16 protein-coding genes are annotated in these 19,267 nt (G+C 71.1%); 6 read left to right on the top strand and 10 right to left on the bottom strand.

What is annotated here, in order from left to right; genetic code table 11:
- Window positions 1-5: 5 nt before the first annotated feature.
- From ACIO9J_RS02135 to ACIO9J_RS02105, 7 genes are all read right to left on the bottom strand, one after another.
- Complete coding sequence (locus ACIO9J_RS02135) at window positions 6-2,744, bottom strand: alpha/beta fold hydrolase (protein WP_401991072.1); 2,739 nt, start codon at window positions 2,742-2,744, stop codon at window positions 6-8.
- Window positions 2,745-3,121: 377 nt separating this feature from the next.
- On the bottom strand, window positions 3,122-4,282 hold the full coding sequence (locus ACIO9J_RS02130) for an acetyl-CoA carboxylase biotin carboxylase subunit family protein (RefSeq protein ID WP_401991069.1): 1,161 nt from the start codon (window positions 4,280-4,282) through the stop codon (window positions 3,122-3,124).
- Between the two features lie 321 nt (window positions 4,283-4,603).
- A complete protein-coding gene (locus ACIO9J_RS02125; protein WP_401991066.1) occupies window positions 4,604-5,812 on the bottom strand; it encodes an LLM class flavin-dependent oxidoreductase in 1,209 nt (402 codons plus the stop codon).
- A gap of 2 nt (window positions 5,813-5,814) precedes the next feature.
- Window positions 5,815-6,864: an ABC transporter substrate-binding protein gene (locus ACIO9J_RS02120; protein WP_401991063.1), complete on the bottom strand. Its 1,050-nt coding sequence runs from the start codon at window positions 6,862-6,864 to the stop codon at window positions 5,815-5,817.
- 60 nt (window positions 6,865-6,924) lie between these two features.
- Window positions 6,925-7,737 carry an ABC transporter ATP-binding protein gene (locus ACIO9J_RS02115; RefSeq protein ID WP_401991060.1) on the bottom strand — a complete coding sequence of 271 codons (813 nt, stop codon included), beginning with the start codon at window positions 7,735-7,737 and terminating at the stop codon, window positions 6,925-6,927.
- Entirely contained in the window at window positions 7,710-8,642 is a 933-nt protein-coding gene (locus ACIO9J_RS02110) for an ABC transporter permease (RefSeq protein ID WP_401991057.1), read from the bottom strand. The genes ACIO9J_RS02115 and ACIO9J_RS02110 overlap by 28 nt, the downstream gene beginning before the upstream one ends.
- Before the next feature lie 173 nt (window positions 8,643-8,815).
- The gene (locus ACIO9J_RS02105) at window positions 8,816-8,899 is read right to left on the bottom strand and encodes a putative leader peptide (RefSeq protein WP_355809829.1); all 84 of its coding nucleotides are present in this window, start codon (window positions 8,897-8,899) and stop codon (window positions 8,816-8,818) included.
- 102 nt (window positions 8,900-9,001) lie between these two features.
- Between ACIO9J_RS02105 and ACIO9J_RS02100 the strand changes: the two genes are divergently transcribed.
- Window positions 9,002-9,424 carry a secondary thiamine-phosphate synthase enzyme YjbQ gene (locus tag ACIO9J_RS02100; RefSeq protein ID WP_401991054.1) on the top strand — a complete coding sequence of 141 codons (423 nt, stop codon included), beginning with the start codon at window positions 9,002-9,004 and terminating at the stop codon, window positions 9,422-9,424.
- 68 nt (window positions 9,425-9,492) lie between these two features.
- On the opposite strand, the gene ACIO9J_RS02095 is transcribed toward ACIO9J_RS02100, so the two are convergent.
- Genes ACIO9J_RS02095 through ACIO9J_RS02085 form a run of 3 tightly spaced genes read right to left on the bottom strand, consistent with a single transcriptional unit; the run spans window position 9,493 to window position 13,664 of the window.
- A complete protein-coding gene (locus ACIO9J_RS02095; RefSeq protein WP_401991052.1) occupies window positions 9,493-10,569 on the bottom strand; it encodes a branched-chain amino acid aminotransferase in 1,077 nt (358 codons plus the stop codon).
- Window positions 10,570-10,581: 12 nt separating this feature from the next.
- Window positions 10,582-10,959 (bottom strand): nuclear transport factor 2 family protein, encoded by a 378-nt coding sequence (locus ACIO9J_RS02090; protein WP_401991050.1) that lies wholly within the window; start codon window positions 10,957-10,959, stop codon window positions 10,582-10,584.
- Entirely contained in the window at window positions 10,956-13,664 is a 2,709-nt protein-coding gene (locus tag ACIO9J_RS02085) for an amino acid adenylation domain-containing protein (protein ID WP_401991047.1), read from the bottom strand. The genes ACIO9J_RS02090 and ACIO9J_RS02085 overlap by 4 nt, the downstream gene beginning before the upstream one ends.
- Window positions 13,665-14,003: 339 nt before the next feature.
- Here ACIO9J_RS02085 and ACIO9J_RS02080 point away from each other — a divergent pair, with 339 nt between their 5' ends.
- The 5 genes from ACIO9J_RS02080 (at window position 14,004) to ACIO9J_RS02060 (ending at window position 19,196) form a co-directional block, all read left to right on the top strand.
- Window positions 14,004-14,222: an MbtH family protein gene (locus ACIO9J_RS02080; RefSeq protein WP_401991044.1), complete on the top strand. Its 219-nt coding sequence runs from the start codon at window positions 14,004-14,006 to the stop codon at window positions 14,220-14,222.
- A gap of 2 nt (window positions 14,223-14,224) precedes the next feature.
- Window positions 14,225-14,989: a thioesterase II family protein gene (locus ACIO9J_RS02075; protein WP_401991041.1), complete on the top strand. Its 765-nt coding sequence runs from the start codon at window positions 14,225-14,227 to the stop codon at window positions 14,987-14,989.
- Window positions 14,989-16,020 carry a TauD/TfdA family dioxygenase gene (locus tag ACIO9J_RS02070; protein WP_401991038.1) on the top strand — a complete coding sequence of 344 codons (1,032 nt, stop codon included), beginning with the start codon at window positions 14,989-14,991 and terminating at the stop codon, window positions 16,018-16,020. Before ACIO9J_RS02075 ends, ACIO9J_RS02070 begins: the two co-directional genes overlap by 1 nt.
- Window positions 16,021-16,146: 126 nt before the next feature.
- Window positions 16,147-17,973 (top strand): non-ribosomal peptide synthetase, encoded by a 1,827-nt coding sequence (locus ACIO9J_RS02065; protein WP_401991035.1) that lies wholly within the window; start codon window positions 16,147-16,149, stop codon window positions 17,971-17,973.
- 224 nt (window positions 17,974-18,197) lie between these two features.
- Window positions 18,198-19,196 (top strand): asparagine synthetase A, encoded by a 999-nt coding sequence (locus ACIO9J_RS02060; RefSeq protein WP_401991032.1) that lies wholly within the window; start codon window positions 18,198-18,200, stop codon window positions 19,194-19,196.
- Window positions 19,197-19,267 lie beyond the last annotated feature (71 nt).

Here is a 19,267-nt window from a genome sequence, read left to right as displayed (position 1 = left end):
CGTCCTTAGCCGAGCGCACGGGCCAGTTCGCGGCGCAGTGTGGTCTGGAAGGTCTGCACGTGCTGAGGGCTCATCAGGGTGTAGTGCTCCCCGTCGACCTCGATGAACGTGGTGGGGCGGCGGGTGAAGTCGTCCCAGTGGCGCAGCTGGCCGTCCAGCCACTCCTGCTTGGTGCCCTTGAGCGGGGTGCAGTAGAAGACGTGGGCCTGTCCGACGGACCCCGAGGGCTCGTAGTCGCGGCCGAGGTGCACCATGCTCTGCGCCAGCTGCACCCAGGCGGTGAACCGCTCGACGGTCAGGTCCAGTTCGGTGAGGCGCCGCTTCGGTGCCCCGTCGATCAGCCGGGCCAGCTGGTCGGCCTCGGGCAGCGGGCGCAGCCGGGCGGTGAGGTCCGGGATGTCGGCCGCGTCGATCAGTTCGAGGAACAGCGCGAGGTTGATCGCGCCGTCTGTGAACGTGATCTCGTTCATGCGGCCCGAGATGCTCGGCGGCAGGTTGAAGACGCCGACGAACTTGACCTCGTCCCCTTCGGCCTCCAGCCGCTTGGCGATCTCGAAGGCGACCGCGCCCCCGTAGGAGTACCCGGCGACGGCGTAGGGACCGCTCGGCTGCGCGCGGCGGATCGCCGCCACATAGGTGGCGACCATCTCGTCGAAGGAGCCGAAGTGGGTCTCGCCCTCACCGAACCCGCGGGCCCGCAGCGCGTAGAAGGGCCGCTCCCCGGTGAAGTACTTGGCGAGGTTGATGAACACGAGGACTTCGCCGAGGCCGGGGTGGACGCAGAACAACGGCGTGCCGTCCCCGGTGACCTGGAGCGGCACCAGCGGATCGTACGCGGAGTCCCCGCCGGTGCCCTGACCGCCGGTGAGCCGCCCGGCCAGCGCCCTGACGGACGGCGCCTGGAGCAGGGTCGACATGGGTACGTCGGTGATGCCGAACTCGTTCTGGATCTCCAGCTTGAGCCGCAGCACGTCGAGGGAGGTGCCGCCGAGGTCGAAGAAGCTGGCGGTCGCCGGGACCTTCGCGATGCCGAGCGCGCGGGCGTAGATGGCGGCGAGCGCGGTCTCCGTCGTGCCCTCCGAGGCCACGTAACCGCCCAGGAACCGGGTGCTCACCTCGTCCGCGCGGCGGGCCGCCCCGTCGAGTGCGCCGCTCTCCACGGCGGTGCGCAGCCGGGAGCGCTGGACCTTGCCGAGGTTGCCGCGGGGGATGTCGGAGACGGCGACCGGCAGGATGAGCTGGGGCCGGAAGCCCCAGTGCATGACCGTGGAGCTGCGGATGGCCACGATCGCCTGGTACACGGCCGTGTCGTCGGCGAGGTCCCCCTCGGGGACGAAGGCGATGGCGAGCTGCTCGGAGTCGGCGCCGTCGGGCCGGATCGGGAAGGCCGCGACCTGTCCGCGCCGCACCTCTCCCAGCTCGTCGAGAACGGTCTCCAGGTCATGGCTGTAGTAGTTGACGCCGTTGACGATGATGGAGTCCTTGGTGCGGCCCACCAGCATCAGCCGTCCGTCGGCGTCGAGCTGTCCCAGGTCGCCGGTGCGGAACCAGCCGTCGGCGGTGAACGCCTGGGTGGTGGCCCGCTCGTCGGCGAAGTACCCGGCGGTGACCATCGTGCCGCGCAGCTGCACCTCGCCCGGTTCGGTGACTCCCGGCCGGTCGGTGGAGGCGAGGACGGTGCCGCCGTCGTCGGCGATGCGGATGCGCAGGCCCTGGACCGGGCGGCCAAGCGGCGGGAATTCGGTGTCCTGGTCGCGGTCGGCGAAGTCGCGGTTGAAGACGCTGCCCGCGCAGGTCTCGGTCATTCCGAAGGCGGGGACGACGACGTCGTCGCGCAGCCCGTACGGGGCGAGGCCGGCCAGGAATTCCCGCACGGTCGCGGTCACCGTGGCCTCACCGCCGGAAATGACGTGCCGCACCTCGGAAAGGTCCACTTCCCGCCGCTCGGGCGGCCGCTGCGCGAGTGCCTGATTGATCTGCCCGAACAGGAAGTTGGGGGTGAACGTCACCCTGACGCGGTGTGCCGTGAGCAGCCTGAGGAACTCCACGGGGTCGGCGAGCACGGTCGAGGGGACCGTCATGACCTGGTCGGCGCCGTTGAGCATCGGCAGCAGGTGTGCCTCGATCGCGGCGATGTGGTCGGTCGATATCCAGTTCAATATCGTGTCGGCGGGCCCCAGTTCGAGCGCACCGGCCTTTCCGGCCTGCGCCGCGAGCAGATTGGCGTGGGTGAGCCTGACCGCCTTGCTCGATCCGGTGGAGCCGGAGGTGAGCATCAGCAGGGCGAGATCGTCGGGGGCTGCCGCGGTGGTACGGACGGGCGCGGGCGCGGCGTGGCTCAGCTCCTCCACGGTCGCCGTACGGAGCTCGACGTCGGGCAGGTCGGCGTGGGACGCCTTGGACACGAGCACCAGCGGGTCGCTCAACAGGCCGCGCAGATGCGCCAGTTGGGCCTGCCAGCGGGCCGGGTCGGCGGGCGGTGCGACGGGGCACGGGACGACGCCGGCGAGGAGGCATCCCCAGAAGGCGCGGAAGAAGGTCTCGGGCTCGTCGGCGACGATCAGGACGCGGTCGCCGGGTGAGGTGCCGTGGTCGTGCAGCCCTTGAGCGATCCGCTGTGCGCACTCCCGCAGTTCGGCGTAGGTCAGGAAGGGACCGCCGATGAAAGTGATGCCTCGTGAGGTGTCACGGGCCGCGCTCTCTAGCAGATGCGGAAGCGTGGAAGGAGAACGGTGATCCGGCATGGGGCGAAGACCTCCGATCGAAAGGAATGGAGAGAGTGAATCCAATGAGAGGGAGACAGCAGAGACAGGAAGTCAGAGAGGCAGAAAGCGGAAAAGGAGGAGCGGAGAAAGTGAAGGAGGGATGGATGTGGCGTCAGCCGAATGCCGTGGACATGCTCAAGGGCTCGCTGTCCGGGCGAAGCGCCGGGCGGAGCCGGGATATCTGGATCGGCGACGTGACGGGGACGAGGCACGCGATTCCGGGGCGCGGCGAAATGCGAAGCGGGCCGGGCACGGCTCGGTTTCCGAAGAACGCGTGATAGGGACGACGGGGACCGGCGAGGCGCCCGACGCATCGGAACGGTCCGGTGTCGGAGCTCCGTCAGAGGCCGACCTTCTCAGCTGGCCTCGTTGAATCTCACGATTTCCTCGATCTTCTTCTGAAGCGTCGGTTCGTCCGCGTCGGAGACGATCGCATAGCCGACCATCCCGTAGGGACCCACGCGCGCACCAGGTGCCGAGGGATAGGAGATCTCGTCGAGCTCGAAGGTGCGCTCGTAATCGGCCTGCGTCACCGTGCCATTGGCCGAGGGGCGCAGCAGAATGTGCGCGTGGAAACGTTCCGGATTCTCCACGGACTCGATCCGCGGGACCCCTTCGCCGAGCGCCAGACTGATCTCGACGTCGAACAGGTTGACACCGTAGGTCAGTTCGTCGCAGCGCGGGGAAAGGCCGCCGGGGAGGCGTAGCGCGCACTCGCCGAACGTCAGCCCGTCGGCGTCCTCGAACATTTCGAGGTGGAAGACGCAGTCGGGCGTCTCAAGGCTGGACAGGGCGTCGGTGGCGAGGGCCTCGGCCTGCTCGTACAGCTCCGTGTGCAGCCGCCTGTCCATGACGTACGCGGCCATGACGCCGCCCTGTGCGGCGCTGAGGGGTGAGGCGTGATAGCCCACCAGGGTCCACCAGCGCAGGCCGCCGTCGCCCCAGACGCCGTCGATGTAGATCTCCGGGGCGTCGTGGAAGGACTCGGCGACGACCGCGACGTCCGAGCGGTCGGGGAACGGGTTCAGGGCCAGTTCATAATCAGCAGGGGAGCGCACGATCTTCGTACGAAGGGAACCGCCTCCGTTCGCCGGCTTGATGACAAAGGGATCGCCGAGCTCGGTCGCGAGCTCTTCGAACGAGGTGCCGCTCGGTACGTACCGGCAGCGCGCCCGCCTGACACGGGACGGCAGACCGTTCTTCTGGAGGTACTTGTCCCGGAAATCGAGCACTTTGCGTGAATCCGTGTTTCCGGGGAGACCGAGCTGTTGTCGCAGATAGGCGGCCCCGAAGACGCCCATTTCATGGCAGCTGAGGACCCCCGCGACATCGTCGATGCGCGCCGCGAGAACCGCGCGCAGAATCTCATGGGCGTTTTCGATGTCGGAGACGACGGTGAAATCAATGCCCTGGGGCGGGAGCGCGGGCCGCTGCGCGATATAGAAGGGGCTCAATCCCCTGTTCCGTAGCGCCCGGTCGAGGTCGTCCCGGTAACCTATGACAATCATTGCGGGCATTCTTGTTTCCCCCGAATTACGGCTAGCCAAAAACTTTAGAAAAGCCACTTGCCGTACTGCTACCACCCGAGAGGGGCGGTCAGTGCCAACGCATTGGCATCGTGTCACAGGGAAACAGGGATGTGGATATGCGCAATCAAGATCTTTTACAGCTGTTGGTGTGAGCTGGGTCACAACTTACGCTTTGTGATGACCGAGTTCGTATTTGTATACGGCGTTTCCGCTCATCACGGTGTATTCGCCATGCTGTTCCCGCATGGCGGCACATGGGGAATATCGACCGGACCCCGGACGGACGGAACCCGCCCGGGGCCGAAGGGCTCAGCGGCCGCCGGCCACCAGCAGTGGCGCGCCGCCGGGGGCGGACGCGGGACGGCCGTTCGCCGCGGGCACCCCGCCCAGGGGCGAGGCGGGAATGCGCGGCAGCAGACCGCGGTGCGCGAGATCGGGGATCACGCCCTCGCCGAACCAGTACGCCTCCTCCAGATGCGGATAGCCGGACAGCACGAAGTGCTCGACGCCCAGGGCGTGATACTCCTCGATGCGGTCGGCGACGTCCGCGTGGCTGCCGACGAGCGCCGTGCCCGCGCCGCCGCGCACCAGGCCCACGCCCGCCCACAGGTTGGGGGAGATCTCCAGCTCGTCCCGCGAGCCGCCGTGCAGCGCCAGCATCCGCTGCTGACCCACCGACTCGCTGCGGCCGAGGGCCTCCTGGGCCGCGGCGACGGTGTCCGGGTCGAGGTCGGCGAGCAGCCGGTCGGCCGTCGCCCACGCCTCGGCCGACGAATCGCGCGAGATGGTGTGCAGCCGGATGCCGAAGCGGACCGTGCGCCCCTCGCGCTCGGCGAGCCCGCGGATCCAGTCGATCTTCTGCTTGACCTGCTCGGGCGGTTCGCCCCAGGTCAGATAGACATCGCTGTGCCGCGCGGCGACGGGCCCCGCGGCCGCCGAGGAACCGCCGAAGAAGATCTCGGGCAGCGGGTCGGGCGGCAGCGCGGTCAGCCCGCCGTCGATCCGGTAGTGCTCGCCGCCGAAGTCGTACGGCTTGCCGCTCCACACCCCGCGCACGACCGAGAGGAACTCGTCGGTGCGGGCGTAGCGGCGGTCGTGGTCCAAGTGGTCGCCGAAGCGCCGCTGTTCGGTCGAGTCGCCGCCGGTGACCACGTTCAGGAGCAGCCGGCCGCGCGTGATGCGCTGGTACGTCGCCGCCATCTGCGCGGCGAGCACCGGGGAGATGACGCCGGGGCGGAACGCGACGAGGAACTTGAGCCGCTCGGTGTGCTGGGCCAGCGCGACCGTCGTCAGCCAGGCGTCCTCGCACCACGTCCCGGTCGGCGTGAGCACCGCCTCGAAGCCCAACTGCTCGGCGGCCTTGGCGATCTGCGCCAGGTACTCGATGTCGGGCGCCCGCACCCCGCTGACCGGAGTGACGCGGGAACGCGTGATGCCGCCGTCGGTGTAGGCGTGCCGGTCGACGAGGGTACGGCCGTCGCCGCCGGTCGGCAGGAACCAGTGCAGGTGGACGGTCATCGTCAGTTCTCCTTGCGGTAGGTGCGCGGCGGGGTGGTGGAGGGCGGCAGCTCGCCGTTGAAGCGGGTGTCGACGAAGTCGCCGAAGTCGATGCGGCGGGGGATCAGTTTCAGATCGGTGAAGGTGTCCGCGATCTTCTGTTCGGAGGCGACCACGTTCTTGTCCACGGCGACCGGGACCCGGGTGCCGTTGCTGCGCTTGACCGACGCGAGCGCGACCTCGTACGGCAGGCCCGTGTCCTTCGCCCAGACCTTCGCCCACGCCTCGGGATGCTTGTAGACCCAGGCCTGGGCCCTGTGCAGCCGTTCGAGGTAGTCGTCGATCGCCGCGGACTTCTTCTTGTCCTTGAGCGCGCCGGGCGCCGCGACCTGGAAGCTGAGACCGTTCACCACGCCCTCGCCGTCGGTCAGGACGCGGCCCTTGCCCGGCTGGAGGATCTGCGAGGTGTACGGGTCCCAGACCGCCCAGGCGTCGACCTTGCCGCTGGTGAACGCGGCCAGTGCGTCGGCGGGCTGCAGGTACTTGACCTGGATGTCCTTGAAGTCGAGCCCGGCCTTCTTGAGGGAGGCGACGAGCTGGTAGTGCGCCGAGGAACCCTGCGCCACCGCGACCGACTTGCCCTTGAGGTCCCCGGTCCGCTTCAGCGGCGAGTCGTTCGGCACGAGGATCGCCTCGCCGCTCGCGGTGCCGTGGCTCGCGGCGATCACGGAGATCTTCGATTTCGCCCCGGCCGCGAAGATGGGCGGCGTGTTGCCCACCGCGCCGATGTCGACGGCCTTGGCGTTGATCGCTTCGAGCAGCGGGGGCCCGGAGGTGAAGGTCGACCAGCGGATCTTGTACGTGAGGTCGTCGAGCTCGCCGGCCGCGCGCAACACCGCTTCCGAACCTCCCCTCTGGTCACCGACGTTGAGGGTGAGCGAACCCTTCCCGTCGACCGATCCGCCCGCGCCGCCGGAGGAGGTGTCGGCGGACGAGGTGCCGGAGCAGGCGGCGAGCAGCAGGGCCAGGGGGAGGAGCAGGGCGGCTGGGGCGAGGCGTGGTCGTCGTCGCATGGCTGTGGTGTGCGATCCGTTCGTGAGAGGGGAGGGAGGTGAGGTGGGGGGCGGGGACGGTCAGGCGGCGGAGGGTGCGGGCGCATCGGCGGTGTCGGGATGCTCCACGCCGAGTCGCCGCAGCAGTTCCGCGCGGATCTCCGCGAACCGGGGGTCGGCGATCCCGCGCGGCCGGTCGAGATCGATCTCCCTCTCGTACGCGATGACGCCCTCGTCCATGACGAGCACCCGGTCGGCGAGCAGGACGGCCTCCTCGACGTCGTGCGTGACGAGCAGCACCGCGCAGCCGCGGCGCTGCCACAGCTCGTCGACGAGGCGCTGCGCCTTGATCCTGGTCAGCGCGTCGAGCGCGCCGAAGGGCTCGTCGAGCAGCAGCAGATCGGGTTCGCGCACCAGGGCGCGGGCCAGCGAGGCGCGCTGGGCCTCACCGCCGGAGAGCGTCTTGGGCCAGGCGTTCGTGCGGTGCTTGAGACCGACCTCGGTCAACGCCTGCTCGGCGACCTCGCGCCGCGGCTTCCCGGGCAGGCCGAGCAGTACGTTGCGCCACACCCGCTTCCACGGCATCAGGCGCGGCGACTGGAAGGCGACAGCCTTGCGGCGCGGTACGAGGACGGTGCCCTCGATGTCCCGGTCGAGCCCGGCGAGGATGCGCAGGAGAGTGGACTTGCCGCAGCCGCTGCGCCCGAGCAGGGCCACGAACTCGCCCGGCTTGACGTCGAGTTGGAGCCGGTCGATCACGGCACGCCCGTCGAAGGAGCGGGTCAGACCGTCGACGCGTACGGCGGAGTGGGTGGTTGTCGTGGTCGGTGCCGTGGGGGTGTCGGCGGAGGTGTCCTCGGGGGTGGTCACCGGCCGGTGAACGTCGGTCGCCATTGCAGCAGCAGCCTTTCGAGGGTGCGGACGATGAAGTCGGCGATCAGGCCGAGGAAGGCGTAGACGATCAGGCAGACGACGATCACGTCGGTGCGCAGGAAGTCGCGGGCCTGGACCATCACGAAGCCGATGCCCGCGTCGGCGTTGACCTGCTCGGCGAAGACCAGGGCGAGCCAGGCGATGCCCAGCGAGTAGCGCAGCCCGGTCATGGCGCCGGGCAGCGCTCCGGGCAGGATGACGTGGCGCACGAGCCCCCAGCGGGAGAGCCCGAGCGACTCCCCGGCCTCGATCAACTGGGAGTCCACGCCCCGGATCCCGGCGTACACGTTGAGGTACAGGGGGAACGAGACGCCCAGCGTGATGATGGCGACCTTGGGCGCCTCGCCGATGCCGAACCAGATGATGAACAGCGGGATGAGCCCCACGAACGGCACGGTCCGCAGCATCTGGACGCTGGCGTCCACGAGGTCCTCGCCGATCCGGAAGAGCCCGGAGACCAGGGCGAGCGCCGTGCCCACGACGGTGCCGAACAGCAGCCCGACGGCGACGCGCTGGAGCGAGACGCCCATGGCGGACGGCAGCGACCCGTCGGCGATCATGTCGCCCGCGAGACGCGCGATGGTGACCGGCGGGGCGAGCACGTCAGCCGTCAACACACCCGTGGAGCTGAGGAGTTGCCACAGGGCGAGCAGGAGCACGGGCCCGGAGGTGCGGCGCAGCCAGCGGGGGACGTAGGTGCGGCGGCTGGAGGCGGGGACGAGGGGGACGAGTTCGGGGCCGGTCGTCGGCCCCGCAGGGGGTGTCGATGCGGAGTCGGGCCCGTCATCCGGGTTCGGGTTCTTCGGATTCTTCGATACTCCGGAAATGTCGGTCGAGGTGTGCGGCGGCGCATGGCTGATGCTCATGGGTGCTCCACGGCAGGGGAGAGGGGTGGCCCGGCCGGGACGGCGTGCGTCAGCCGCGCTCGGACACGCGTGCCCGACGTACGCGAAGGGCGCACACGGAGATCACGCGGGAGCGGCGGACGACGGCAGGCCGACCGGGCGGGGCGAAGGGGAGAAGAGCGGGTGAGAGGGCGTCAGCAGCCGCGACGACACGCGGAGGAGGCCACCCGCAGCAGGTCGATGTGACCGCGCGTGGTGAGCAAGGCTGAACGCAACATGCCGCAGAACGTAGCCAGATCGCGCACACAGGGTCAATGCCGTCTCGAAAGGCGGACGTCGCGTATCACCGTTCGGAAGGTGTCGTGGGGGAGGATGGGCCTATGTCCGATGCCTTCACCACCCGGATCCTGCACATCGCCACCGGCTCGGCCGAGACGGTCGTCGACCTCACCCAGGACTGCGAGAGTTTCCTGCGGGAGGCGGCGGCGGGCCGCGACGGCCTCCTCAACGTCTTCGTCCCGCACGCCACCGCGGGCATCGCCGTCCTGGAGACGGGCGCGGGCAGCGACGACGACCTCCTCGCCGCGCTGCACACCCTGCTCCCGGCCGACGACCGCTGGCAGCACCGCCACGGCAGCCCCGGCCACGGCCGCGACCACGTCCTGCCGGCCCTGGTCCCGCCCCATGCGACGCTGCCGGTGGTCGGCGGCAGCCTGGAACTCGGCACCTGGCAGTCGGTGTGCCTGGTCGACACGAACAGGGACAACCCCCACCGGCAGGTCAGGCTGTCGTTCCTGGGCTGAGGAGCCGGCCGCGCACGCGGAGACCGGGGCCGGCCTGAGCCGTCCCGGGTCCGGTACGCGGGTAGGGGTCAGCCCGCCGGATGGCAGACGTGCAACCAGCCCTCCGGGTCCGCCAGTTCACCGTGGTGCAGGTCTACCAGGGACCGGCGCAGGGCGAGGGAGACCGGGCCCGCCGTGCCGTCGCCGATGATCCAGTCGCCGCCGACCGGGTCGCACACGCCCACGACGGGCGTGACCACCGCCGCCGTGCCACAGGCGAAGACCTCCGAGACGGTGCCGTCCGCGCACTCGGCGCGCCACTGGTCCAGGGAGATCCGCTCGGTGCGCGGCTTGTGGCCGAGGCGCTCCGCGAGATTGAGGACGGTGTCCCGGGTGATGCCGGGCAGGAGCGTGCCGGTGAGTTCGGGAGTGACCACTTCGGCGCCGGGGCCGCTGCCCCGTACGAGGAACATGTTCATCCCGCCCATCTCCTCGATGTAGCGGTGCTCTGCGGCGTCGAGCCAGATCGCCTGCCGGCAGCCCGCCGCCTCGGCCTGACGCTGTGCCAGGAAGGTGGGTGCGTAGTTGCCCGCGATCTTGACGTCGCCGGTGCCGCCGGGGAAGGCCCGTGCGTGGTCGTGGCTGATCCAGACCTTGACCGACTCCACGTCGTCGCCGAAGAAGCCGCCCGCGACGAAGGCCATCAGCGCGAAACGGTAGGTGCGCGAGGGCCGCAGCATCAGCGAGACGTCGGTGGCGAACATCAGCGGACGCAGATAGATGCTGTGGGACGGATCGTCCGAGAGGCTGTCCTGATCCAGGCCGAGCAGCAGTCCGATGGCGTCGACGAACGCCTGCTCGGGCAGTTCCGGCATGGCGAGGCGCCGGGTGGAGCGCTGGAAGCGGCGCGCGTGGTCCCAGGGGCGGAAGGCGGCCACGGACCCGTCGGTGCGGCGGTGGGCCTTGAGCCCCTCGAACGCGACCTGGCCGTAGTGCAGCCCGATCATGCCGGGGTGGATTGAGAAGTCCGCCAGGGGCGCCACCTCGGGCCGCGTCCAGCCGCCGGCCTCCGACCAGTCCATGAGGATCATGTGGTCGGTGAACGCCTCGCCGTGTCCGGGGTCGGCCACGGCCTTGGTGCGGCTCGGCTCGGTGACAGAGGTCATGGGTGAGCTCCTTCAGGCGAGGGGGGCGAAGAAGTAGGTGTCCCGGCGGGCGAACAGGCCGTCGTGACGGAAGCCGAAGTAGTCGGCGAACTCCAGGTCGACCGGGTTGCCGTCGTGCAGCACGCCGTGGAACGCGCCGAAGACGGCCACGTCGTCACCGTTCTCGACGACCCGTTCGATGACGTGGCCGCCCTCGCGGATCGTGCGTTCCCGCGTGTAGAAGTGCAGCAGGCCCTCCGGGCCGATCCGCGGGCCGTAGCCGGGCCGCCGGTAGACGGCGTCCGGTGCGAAGAGCGCGGCCATGGCCGGGGCGTCGCCCGCGTCGACCAGGGCGTAGAAGCGCATCACCTGACGGGTGCGGGACGCGCGCGTCACCGTTTCTTGCGTCATGCCGGCTGCCTCCTGGGTGAGGGGGTCATGGACCGCTCGGGACCCGGGTCGGGGTCCGTCGCGGGACGCTCCGCGGCTTGTTCCGTACGCCACCGCACCAGGTCACCGGTGCGGTACATGCGCTCGCCGGGGGCGCCGAAGGGGCAGGCCACGAACCGGGCGGCGGTCAGCCCCGGCTGGCCGGTGTAACCGTGGGCGAGGCCGATCCCCGCCATGTAGAGCTCGCCGACGACGCCCGGGGCGACGGGGTGCAACTGGTCGTCCAGGACGTACAGGCGCTTGCCGGGGACGGCACCGCCGACCGGGATGGTGCCGTGCTCGGCGTCGGCCGCGGTGATGTGGTGCGTGACCGTGAAGATCATGCTCTCCGCGGGGGAGTAGCCGTTGACCAGGCGCAGTCGGGGGAAGTCACGGATGAGGCGCATGACGTGTGGCACGGACGCGGCCTCGCCGCCGGTCATCACCTGGCGCAACCCGGCGAAGACCTCCGGGTACTCGTCGACGAGGAGGTTCAGCAGGCTCGCGGAGACGTGCATCGTGTCGACGCCGTGCCGCACCACCAGGTCGACGATGGCGTCGGCCTCCGGGCGCTGACCCGGCTGGAGCACACAGGCCGCCCCGGACATCAGCGGTCCGAACAGTTCGAGGGCGAACGCGTCCCAGGGGACCGGGGCGCACTGCAGCCAGACCCGGTCCGCGCCGAAGTCCACGTACCGCTGCCCGATCAGCGTGCCGACCACGGAGCGGTGCGGCGAGACGATGCCCTTGGGCAGGCCCGTGGAGCCGGACGTGAACATCACGCAGGCCGGGTCCTCGGGGCCCGCGACGCGCCCAAGCCCCTCGGAGGACCGCCCGGCGACGGCGGCCGCTTCCCGGTCCAGGTCGATCTCGGTGTGCTCCTGGCCGAGCCGTCCCGCGAGTTCCCCCGCGGTGATGACGCACGAGGCGCCGGTGCGGCGCAGGATGCCGGTGGCCCGCTCCTCGGGGAAGTCGGGGTCGAGCATGGTGTAGACGCCGCCGGCCTTGAGCGTCGCGAGGACCGCCACGACGAGGTCGACCCCGCGCGGCAGATGGACCGCGACCACGCTGCCGCGGACGACGCCCCGGTCCACCAGATGCCGGGCGAGCCGGTTCGCGCGGGCGTCCAGCTCCGCGTACGACACCCGCTGCTCCTCGAAGAGGAGGGCGGGCGCGTCAGGGGTGGCCGCCGCGCGCCGCTCCACGTGCTCGTGGACGCAGGTGTCACCGTCGGGGCGGTGACCGGGGTGCTCGTTCCACCGCTCAAGAACGGTCCGCCGCTCGTGCTCCGAGAGGACGGCCAACTCGCCGATGGGCACGTCGGGTTGGCCGAGCGCCCCGTCGAGGAGGCGGATGAGGCGCTCGGCCAGCCGGTCCACCACCGCACGGTCCAGGACGTCCGTCGCGTACTTCAGGTGCACGCGGATTCCGGCGGGCCGCCCCTGACCGTCGTGGCGCTCGGCGAACTCCACGGTGAGGTCGTGCGCCGCACCGCGCCCGGCGTGCGGGACCGCGTCCACCACGCCGTCCGCGACCCAGACCTCCGCGTCGAGACCGGTGAAGCGGACCCCCGGGGCGTTATGGCCCGGCACCAGCAGCACCTGGAAGAGAGGGGTGTCGGGGAGTGCCCCGTCGGCGGCCAGCCCCGCGACCACCTGGTCGAAGGGCAGGTCGGCGTGGTCGTGTGCCTCCTGCCCCGCCGTACGGGCCCGGTTCACCAGCTCCCGGAAACAGGGGTTGCCCGACACGTCGGTGCGCAGCACGACGGTGTCGGCGAAGCGCCCCACCAGATCGGGCACGCTCCCCGCGGAGCCACCCGCATCGGCCCCGTTCGCCTCCGGCGCGCGGCGACCCGGCGTGAGGGTCCCCAGCGGGATGTCCGTACCGGCGCCTAGCCGGTTCAGCAGGGCCGCGACGGCGGCCTGCATCAGCGTGCACACCGAGGTCCGCTGCTCCCCGGCGAACGCCAGGACACCTTCATGCAGGGGCCGTTCGAGATCCGCGGTCACCACGTCGTACCGCGGAGGACGACCGGTGGGGGCGCGGCGCGGCCTGGCGACCGGCAGCGTGGGATCCTTCGGCAGGTCCTCCAACGCTTTCCGCCAGTAGGTGAGTTGCCGCGCCGCGAGCCCGCTCGGTTCGTCGGGGGTGCGCAGCCGCTCGTGCTTGCCCGCCACGTTTTCGGCGTACGGGAGCGGCAGCGGCGGCCAGTCGGGGGCGGTGGCGCGGCACCGGGCGTCGTACGCGGCCGCCAGGTCACGCACCAGCGGCGGCACGGACCAGCCGTCGGCCGCTAGGGCGTGCACGACGACCAGCAACAGGTGCTCACCGGGGGCGACTTCGAAGAGTTCGGCGCGCAGCGGGATCCCCTGGGCGAGGTCGAAGGCGCGTCCTGCGGCACGGGCCACATCGGCGCGCAAAGCATCGGGCGTGCTCGCGGTGACCGACCAGGGAACGACCGCGTCGGCCACGTCGAGCACCCGCTGGCACGGCTGCCCCGCTCGCTCCGCGTAGACCGTGCGCAGCGCCTCGTGCCGGCCGACCACGTCGCCGACCGCTTCGCGCAGCGCTCCGGCGTCGAGGGGGCCGCGCAACCGGACGCCGAGCGAGAGGTGGTGGGCGCCGTCCGGCCCTCCGGACCGCCGGAGCGACCACAGCCGTGATTGTGCGGACGAAAGCGGAATCACCGGTCACTCGCCTCTCGGGTTCACGGAATCCAGGAACACGCCTTGCTTTCGCGGAACGGGCTTTTCCAGTGATGTCGGCAACGGCCGAAATACCATTCCCGGGTGCGGGATCCAGGGGAAAGGAAAGCCTCGGACAAACCGTAGTCTCAGGCGATCCGCGTGGTCGGCAGGTCCACCGGCAGTTTCCCCGGCACGGCACGCGGGAACGGCGACGGGCGGGCTTTGTCGCGGAAACTGCCCGCCACCTGCCCGGACAACTGCCGGACCGAACCCGCACCCCTTTGTACGCTCGACGCGACCGAGCGGCCGCGGCCCTCACGAGAGAGAAGGACAGAGCCCATGGCGAATCCCTTCGAAAACGAAGAGGGCCGGTATCTGGTCCTCGTCAACGACGAGGAGCAGCACTCCCTGTGGCCCGCCGCGATCGAGGTCCCCGCGGGCTGGCGCACGGCGTACGGCGAGGACAGCCGCGCCGCGTGCCTCGCCCACATAGAGGAGACCTGGACGGACATGCGTCCCGCGGGCCTGCGGCGTGAGATGGACGAGGTGGCCTCCTAGCCATGACCGACCAGGTGCTTCAGGACGCGTCGGTCGTACGGCCGGAGCCCAGGCCCGCCGCGGCGCACAGGATCGTCTGCCTCGGCTTCTGCGGTGGAGGGACGGGACCGTACCGGGACTGGCCGGGACTGCTGGCCGATGACACCGAACTCGCCCTGGTCTGCTACCCGGGCCGCGAGGGCCGGTTCGCCGAGGAGTTCGCCACCAGCTGGGACGAACTCGCCGCGGACGCCACGGAGTCGGTGGTGCGGGCCGCGGGCGGACTCCCGTACACGCTGTTCGGACACAGCATGGGCGGCTGGATGGCCTTCGACGTCGCCGCCCGCCTCGAAGCGCGCGGCGGGCACGCCCCCGAGCGGCTGATCGTCTCCTCCTGCAACGCCCCGGACCGCGGCGTCACCGAACGCGACCGCTTCCCCCGCATCGAGGACGCCGACGGTCAACTCCTGGACTGGATGCAGGAGATCGGCCTGCTTCCCCCCTACGTCGTGGAGGACGCGGACCTCAGCGAGATGGCGGTCGAGCTGATGCGCGCCGACATCCTCGTACGCGACTCCTACCGGCCCGCGCCCGGTGCCTCCGTCACCCTGCCCGTGCAGGTCCTGTACGGCGCGGACGACGCGGTCATCGAACCCGCGGTCGCCGAACAGTGGGCTCGGGTGGCCCGCGGCGAGCTGCGTGTGGACGCGCTTCCCGGCGGCCACTTCTACACGAAGCCGCTGTGGAAGGCCCTGCCCGAGCACTTCGCGCCGCGAGAGGAACTCTGATGACGCTCCAATGGACCGAGGAGCCCGGCACCCCGGCGACGACCGTGGTCGAGGGCGTGGCCACCCTCGACGAGGCACACGCCTGGGTGCGCGCCCACCACACCGCACTGCGCGAGGCGCTCGACCGGTACGGCGCGCTCTACGTGCGGGGCCTGCCGATCGCGGACGCCGGGGACTTCGCGGCGGTGCGCGACAGCTTGTTCGCGGCGCGCGCCAAGTACCAGGAGAAGGCCACCCCGCGCAGCGACTTCGGCGACGACGTGTTCTCCTCCACGGACCTGCCGCCGTCGCAGGCCATCCGGATGCACAACGAGAACAGCTACACCCTCACCTTCCCCGGGCTGCTCCTCTTCTGCTGCCTCGTCGCCCCGGAACAAGGCGGCGCCACGCCCGTCGCGGACGTCCGACGGGTCCTCGCCGAGCTGCCGCCCGAGCTGGTGGAGCGCTTCCGTACGCATGGATGGGAGCTGACCCGCAACTACGCCGAACACATCTCGCTGGACTGGCGCACCGCCTTCGCCACCGAGTCCCGCGCGGACGTCGAGCGCTACTGCACCGAGAACCGGATCAGCTGGGAGTGGGGCGCGGACGACACCCTGCGGACGCGGCAGTCGCGCGCGGCCCTGATCCGGCATCCGCGCACCGGCGACGAGGTGTGGTTCAACCACGTGGCCTTCTGGAGCGAGTGGGCCCTCGACCCGGACATCCGCGACGTCCTGGTCGGCGAGTTCGGCCCCGACGGACTGCCCTTCACCACGGCCCTCGGCGACGGGACCCCGCTGACCGCCGAAGAGGTCGCCGTCCTCGACGCGGCCTACGAGCGCGCGACGGTCCGGCGTACCTGGCAGCCGGGTGACCTGCTCCTGGTCGACAACGTCCTCGCCGCACACGGCCGCGACCCCTTCCGGGGCGACCGCAGGATCGTCGTCGCGATGGGGGAGCCGGTGGCGGTCGCTGACTGCAATCCGGTGGGGCCCACGGGAGAGGCGAGCGCGTCGGGGGCGGAGGGCCGGGCGGCCGTCGTGAGCTGAGGGGTGGCCGCCCCGAAGACCCCGTCTCCGCATATCCGGGTGGAGCCCTCGCGGGTTCCCTCTCCGCGGACCCGCCGCCCCACCTCCGCACCCGCCGGACGTCCTGTTCAGACGAAGGAGCCTGTGATGCACGCGAGTTCCATCGGCGCGACCGAGGTCGCGCCCGCCGGGCAGGACGGGGCGACCGTCCCGGCCGACCGGGACCGGGGCGGCGCCCCCGACCCGCTCTCCCGCTTCCGGACCGCCGTCACCGCGCACCCCGGTCGCACGGCCGTCGCGACGCCCACCGGTGAGCGGCTCACGTTCGCCCAACTCGACGCGCGGGCACGCTCGTTGGCGGCCGCCCTGACCGGCGCGGGAGTCCGCCCCGGAGCCGTCGTCGGCGTCAGCCTGCCGCGCGGGCCCGCGCTGGTCGCCGCGCTGCTCGCGGCCTGGCGGGCGGGCGCCGCGTACGTGCCGCTCGATCCGGCGTACCCGGGGGAGCGGCTCGACTACATGGCGCGGGACGCGGGCGTCTCGGTGGTGATCGCGGAACCGGGCGGCGACCACACCTGGAGCGAGGACGTACGGGTGCTCGCGCCCGACGCCGCGACGGTCTTCCCGACGCCGGAGGCCACGGTGTCCCCGGGCACGCCCGCGTACGTGATCTACACATCGGGCTCCACGGGCCGGCCCAAGGGCGTCACCGTGACCCGGGGCGGCGTGGCCCACCTGATGGGTTCGCTGGAGCGCGGCGGGATCTACCCGGACACCCCCGGACGAGTCGCGTGGAACGCCAGCGTCTCCTTCGACGCGTCCGTACAGCAGTGGGTCCGGGTCTGCCGAGGCGACACCCTCGTCCTGCTCGCCGAGGAACTGCGCGCCGAACCCGAGGCGCTGGCCGCCCACTTGACGCGGCACGACGTGACCGACCTGGACGCGACGCCCTCGCACTGGATCGCGCTGCGCGACCAGGTGACGGCGGCCGCGGCGACCCTGCCCGACCGTCCGCTGCGCCTGCTCCTGGGCGGCGAACCGGTGCCGCCCGCGATGTGGGCGGACCTGACGGAGCTCGCCGGGCGCGGGATCGTGCGGGCCGTGAACCTCTACGGGCCCACCGAGTGCACCGTCGACGCCACGGCGGCATGGGTCGGCGGGGACGCCGCCCACATCGGCGCGCCGCTGCCCGGCGTCGGCGCGCACGTCCTCGACGACGCGCTCGCGCCGAGCACCGAGGGCGAGCTGTACCTGACCGGCGACGGCCTGGCCCAGGGGTACTGGCGCCGCGCCGCGCTCACCGCCGAGCGTTTCGTCGCCTCGCCGTTCGGGCCCGCGGGCAGCCGCATGTACCGCACCGGCGACCGGGTGCGGCGCAGGGCGGACGGGGGCCTCGACTACCTCGGCCGCGCCGACCAGCAGGTGAAGGTGAACGGCTTCCGCGTCGAACCGGGCGAGATCGAGGCGGCGCTGACGGACCATCCGGACGTCGGCGCCGGCGTGGTCGCCGTACGCCAGGACGCCACCGGCGCCGCGCTCGCCGGATACGTCGTCGCCAGGCCCGGCGCGACCCTCGACCTGACCGGCCTGCGCGCGTGGCTCGGGGAGCGGCTGCCCGCCCACATGGTCCCCTCGCTCACCTCGCTCGCGGAGCTGCCCTACGGGGTGGGCGGCAAGGTCGACCGTGCGGCGCTGCCCGAACCGGCACCCGCGGCCGACGAGGGGCCGGGCGACGGCGCCCTGCCCGAGGGCGAGTTCGAGGTGACCGTGGCCGAGGCGTGGCAGGAGGTGCTCGGCAGGGACCGGGTCCTCGCCACGGACGACTTCTTCGCCATGGGCGGCCATTCGTTGATGGCGCTGCGCGTCGTGGCGAACCTCAAACGACGCCTCGGCGTGGTCATTCCGACCAAGCTCGTCTATCAGTACCCGGCGCTGCGCGACCTGGCCCGCGAGGCGGCCCGCCTGAAGGACGCCTGAGCCGCCCCCGCAAGGCCGCATCGTTTTCCTCATCACCCTTTCCGCATAGGCGCGTTGCTGCCCGAAGCTGCCGCTCTTAGCTGCCGCCCACGCCCTGCGGAAGACATTACCTTCAAGAGATACGTCAAGAGATACGAGAGCCGTCGAAAGGCGGCTCGGAGAACCGTCCGGAAGTCCTTGGGGAACGAACAGAACCGATTTCCCGGAGAAAAGAGGATCCCGACATGCAGCAGGCCCCAGCAGCCGAGATGCCCCGTCCCGAGCGCCTTCCCGACACCCCGCAGAAACACCTCACCTCCGCGACGACCCGCGACGTGCTGAGAATTCAGCACAAGATGCTGATGGCGATCCGCAGGCATCTCGACGCGGAGGGATTCGTGGAGATCAGGGTGCCCATCATCGGGCCCGTGACCGACCCCGGGGCCCGTGGCGCCAAGCAGGTCGACATCGACTACTACGGCCGCCGCTACAAGCTCATGACCAGCGCGATCCTCTACAAGCAGGCGTCGCTGCTCGCGTTCGACAAGATCTTCTGCATCGCGCCCAACGTGCGCCTCGAACCGCTGGAGACCGCGGGCACCAGCCGCCATCTCGCCGAGTTCAACCAGATCGACGTCGAGGCGGCGGGCCACTCCCGCGAGCAGATCATGAAGGTCGCGCAGGAGATCGTGGTGTGCGCGGTGCGCGAGGCCGTCGAGTCGATGCCCGAGGAGCTGGAGCGCCTCGGGCGCGACACCGACCTCTTCGGGGAGCTGCTGCGGCGGCCGTTCGACCGGATCTCGCACGCCGACGCCGTCAGCGAGGTCGGCGGCGACCCGTACGCCGAGATCGACTGGGAGAGCGAGGCCCGCATCTCCAGGAAGGCCACCCGGCCCTTCTTCGTCACCGACTACCCCAAGGGCTCGCGCGGCTTCTACGACCGCGAGAGCCGCGAACTGCCCGGTGTCCTGCGCAACTTCGACCTCCTCGCCCCCGAGGGGTACGGAGAGCTCGCCAGCGGCGGCGAGCGCGAGTTCGAGTACGCGCGGATCGTGACGCGCATGCGGGAGACCGGCGAGAACGCCTCGAAGTACGCCTGGTACCTCGACATGGTCCGCGACGGGATTCCCGACAGCGCGGGCTTCGGCATCGGCCTCGAACGCCTCACCCGGTACATCACCGGCGTCGAGCACATCTGGGAGGCGACCGCGTACCCCAAGCTCCCCGGCGTCTACTCGCCCTGAGCCGCCCCACCCCTGATCCACCCCGGCGCCGAAGCGGCGCCGGAACCGTGTTCTGACCCTTCGGCCCGGCG

The sequence above is a fragment of the Streptomyces sp. NPDC087300 genome, assembly GCF_044744425.1.
Lineage (GTDB): Bacteria > Actinomycetota > Actinomycetes > Streptomycetales > Streptomycetaceae > Streptomyces.
This window is presented reverse-complemented; position numbering and strand designations above follow the sequence as displayed.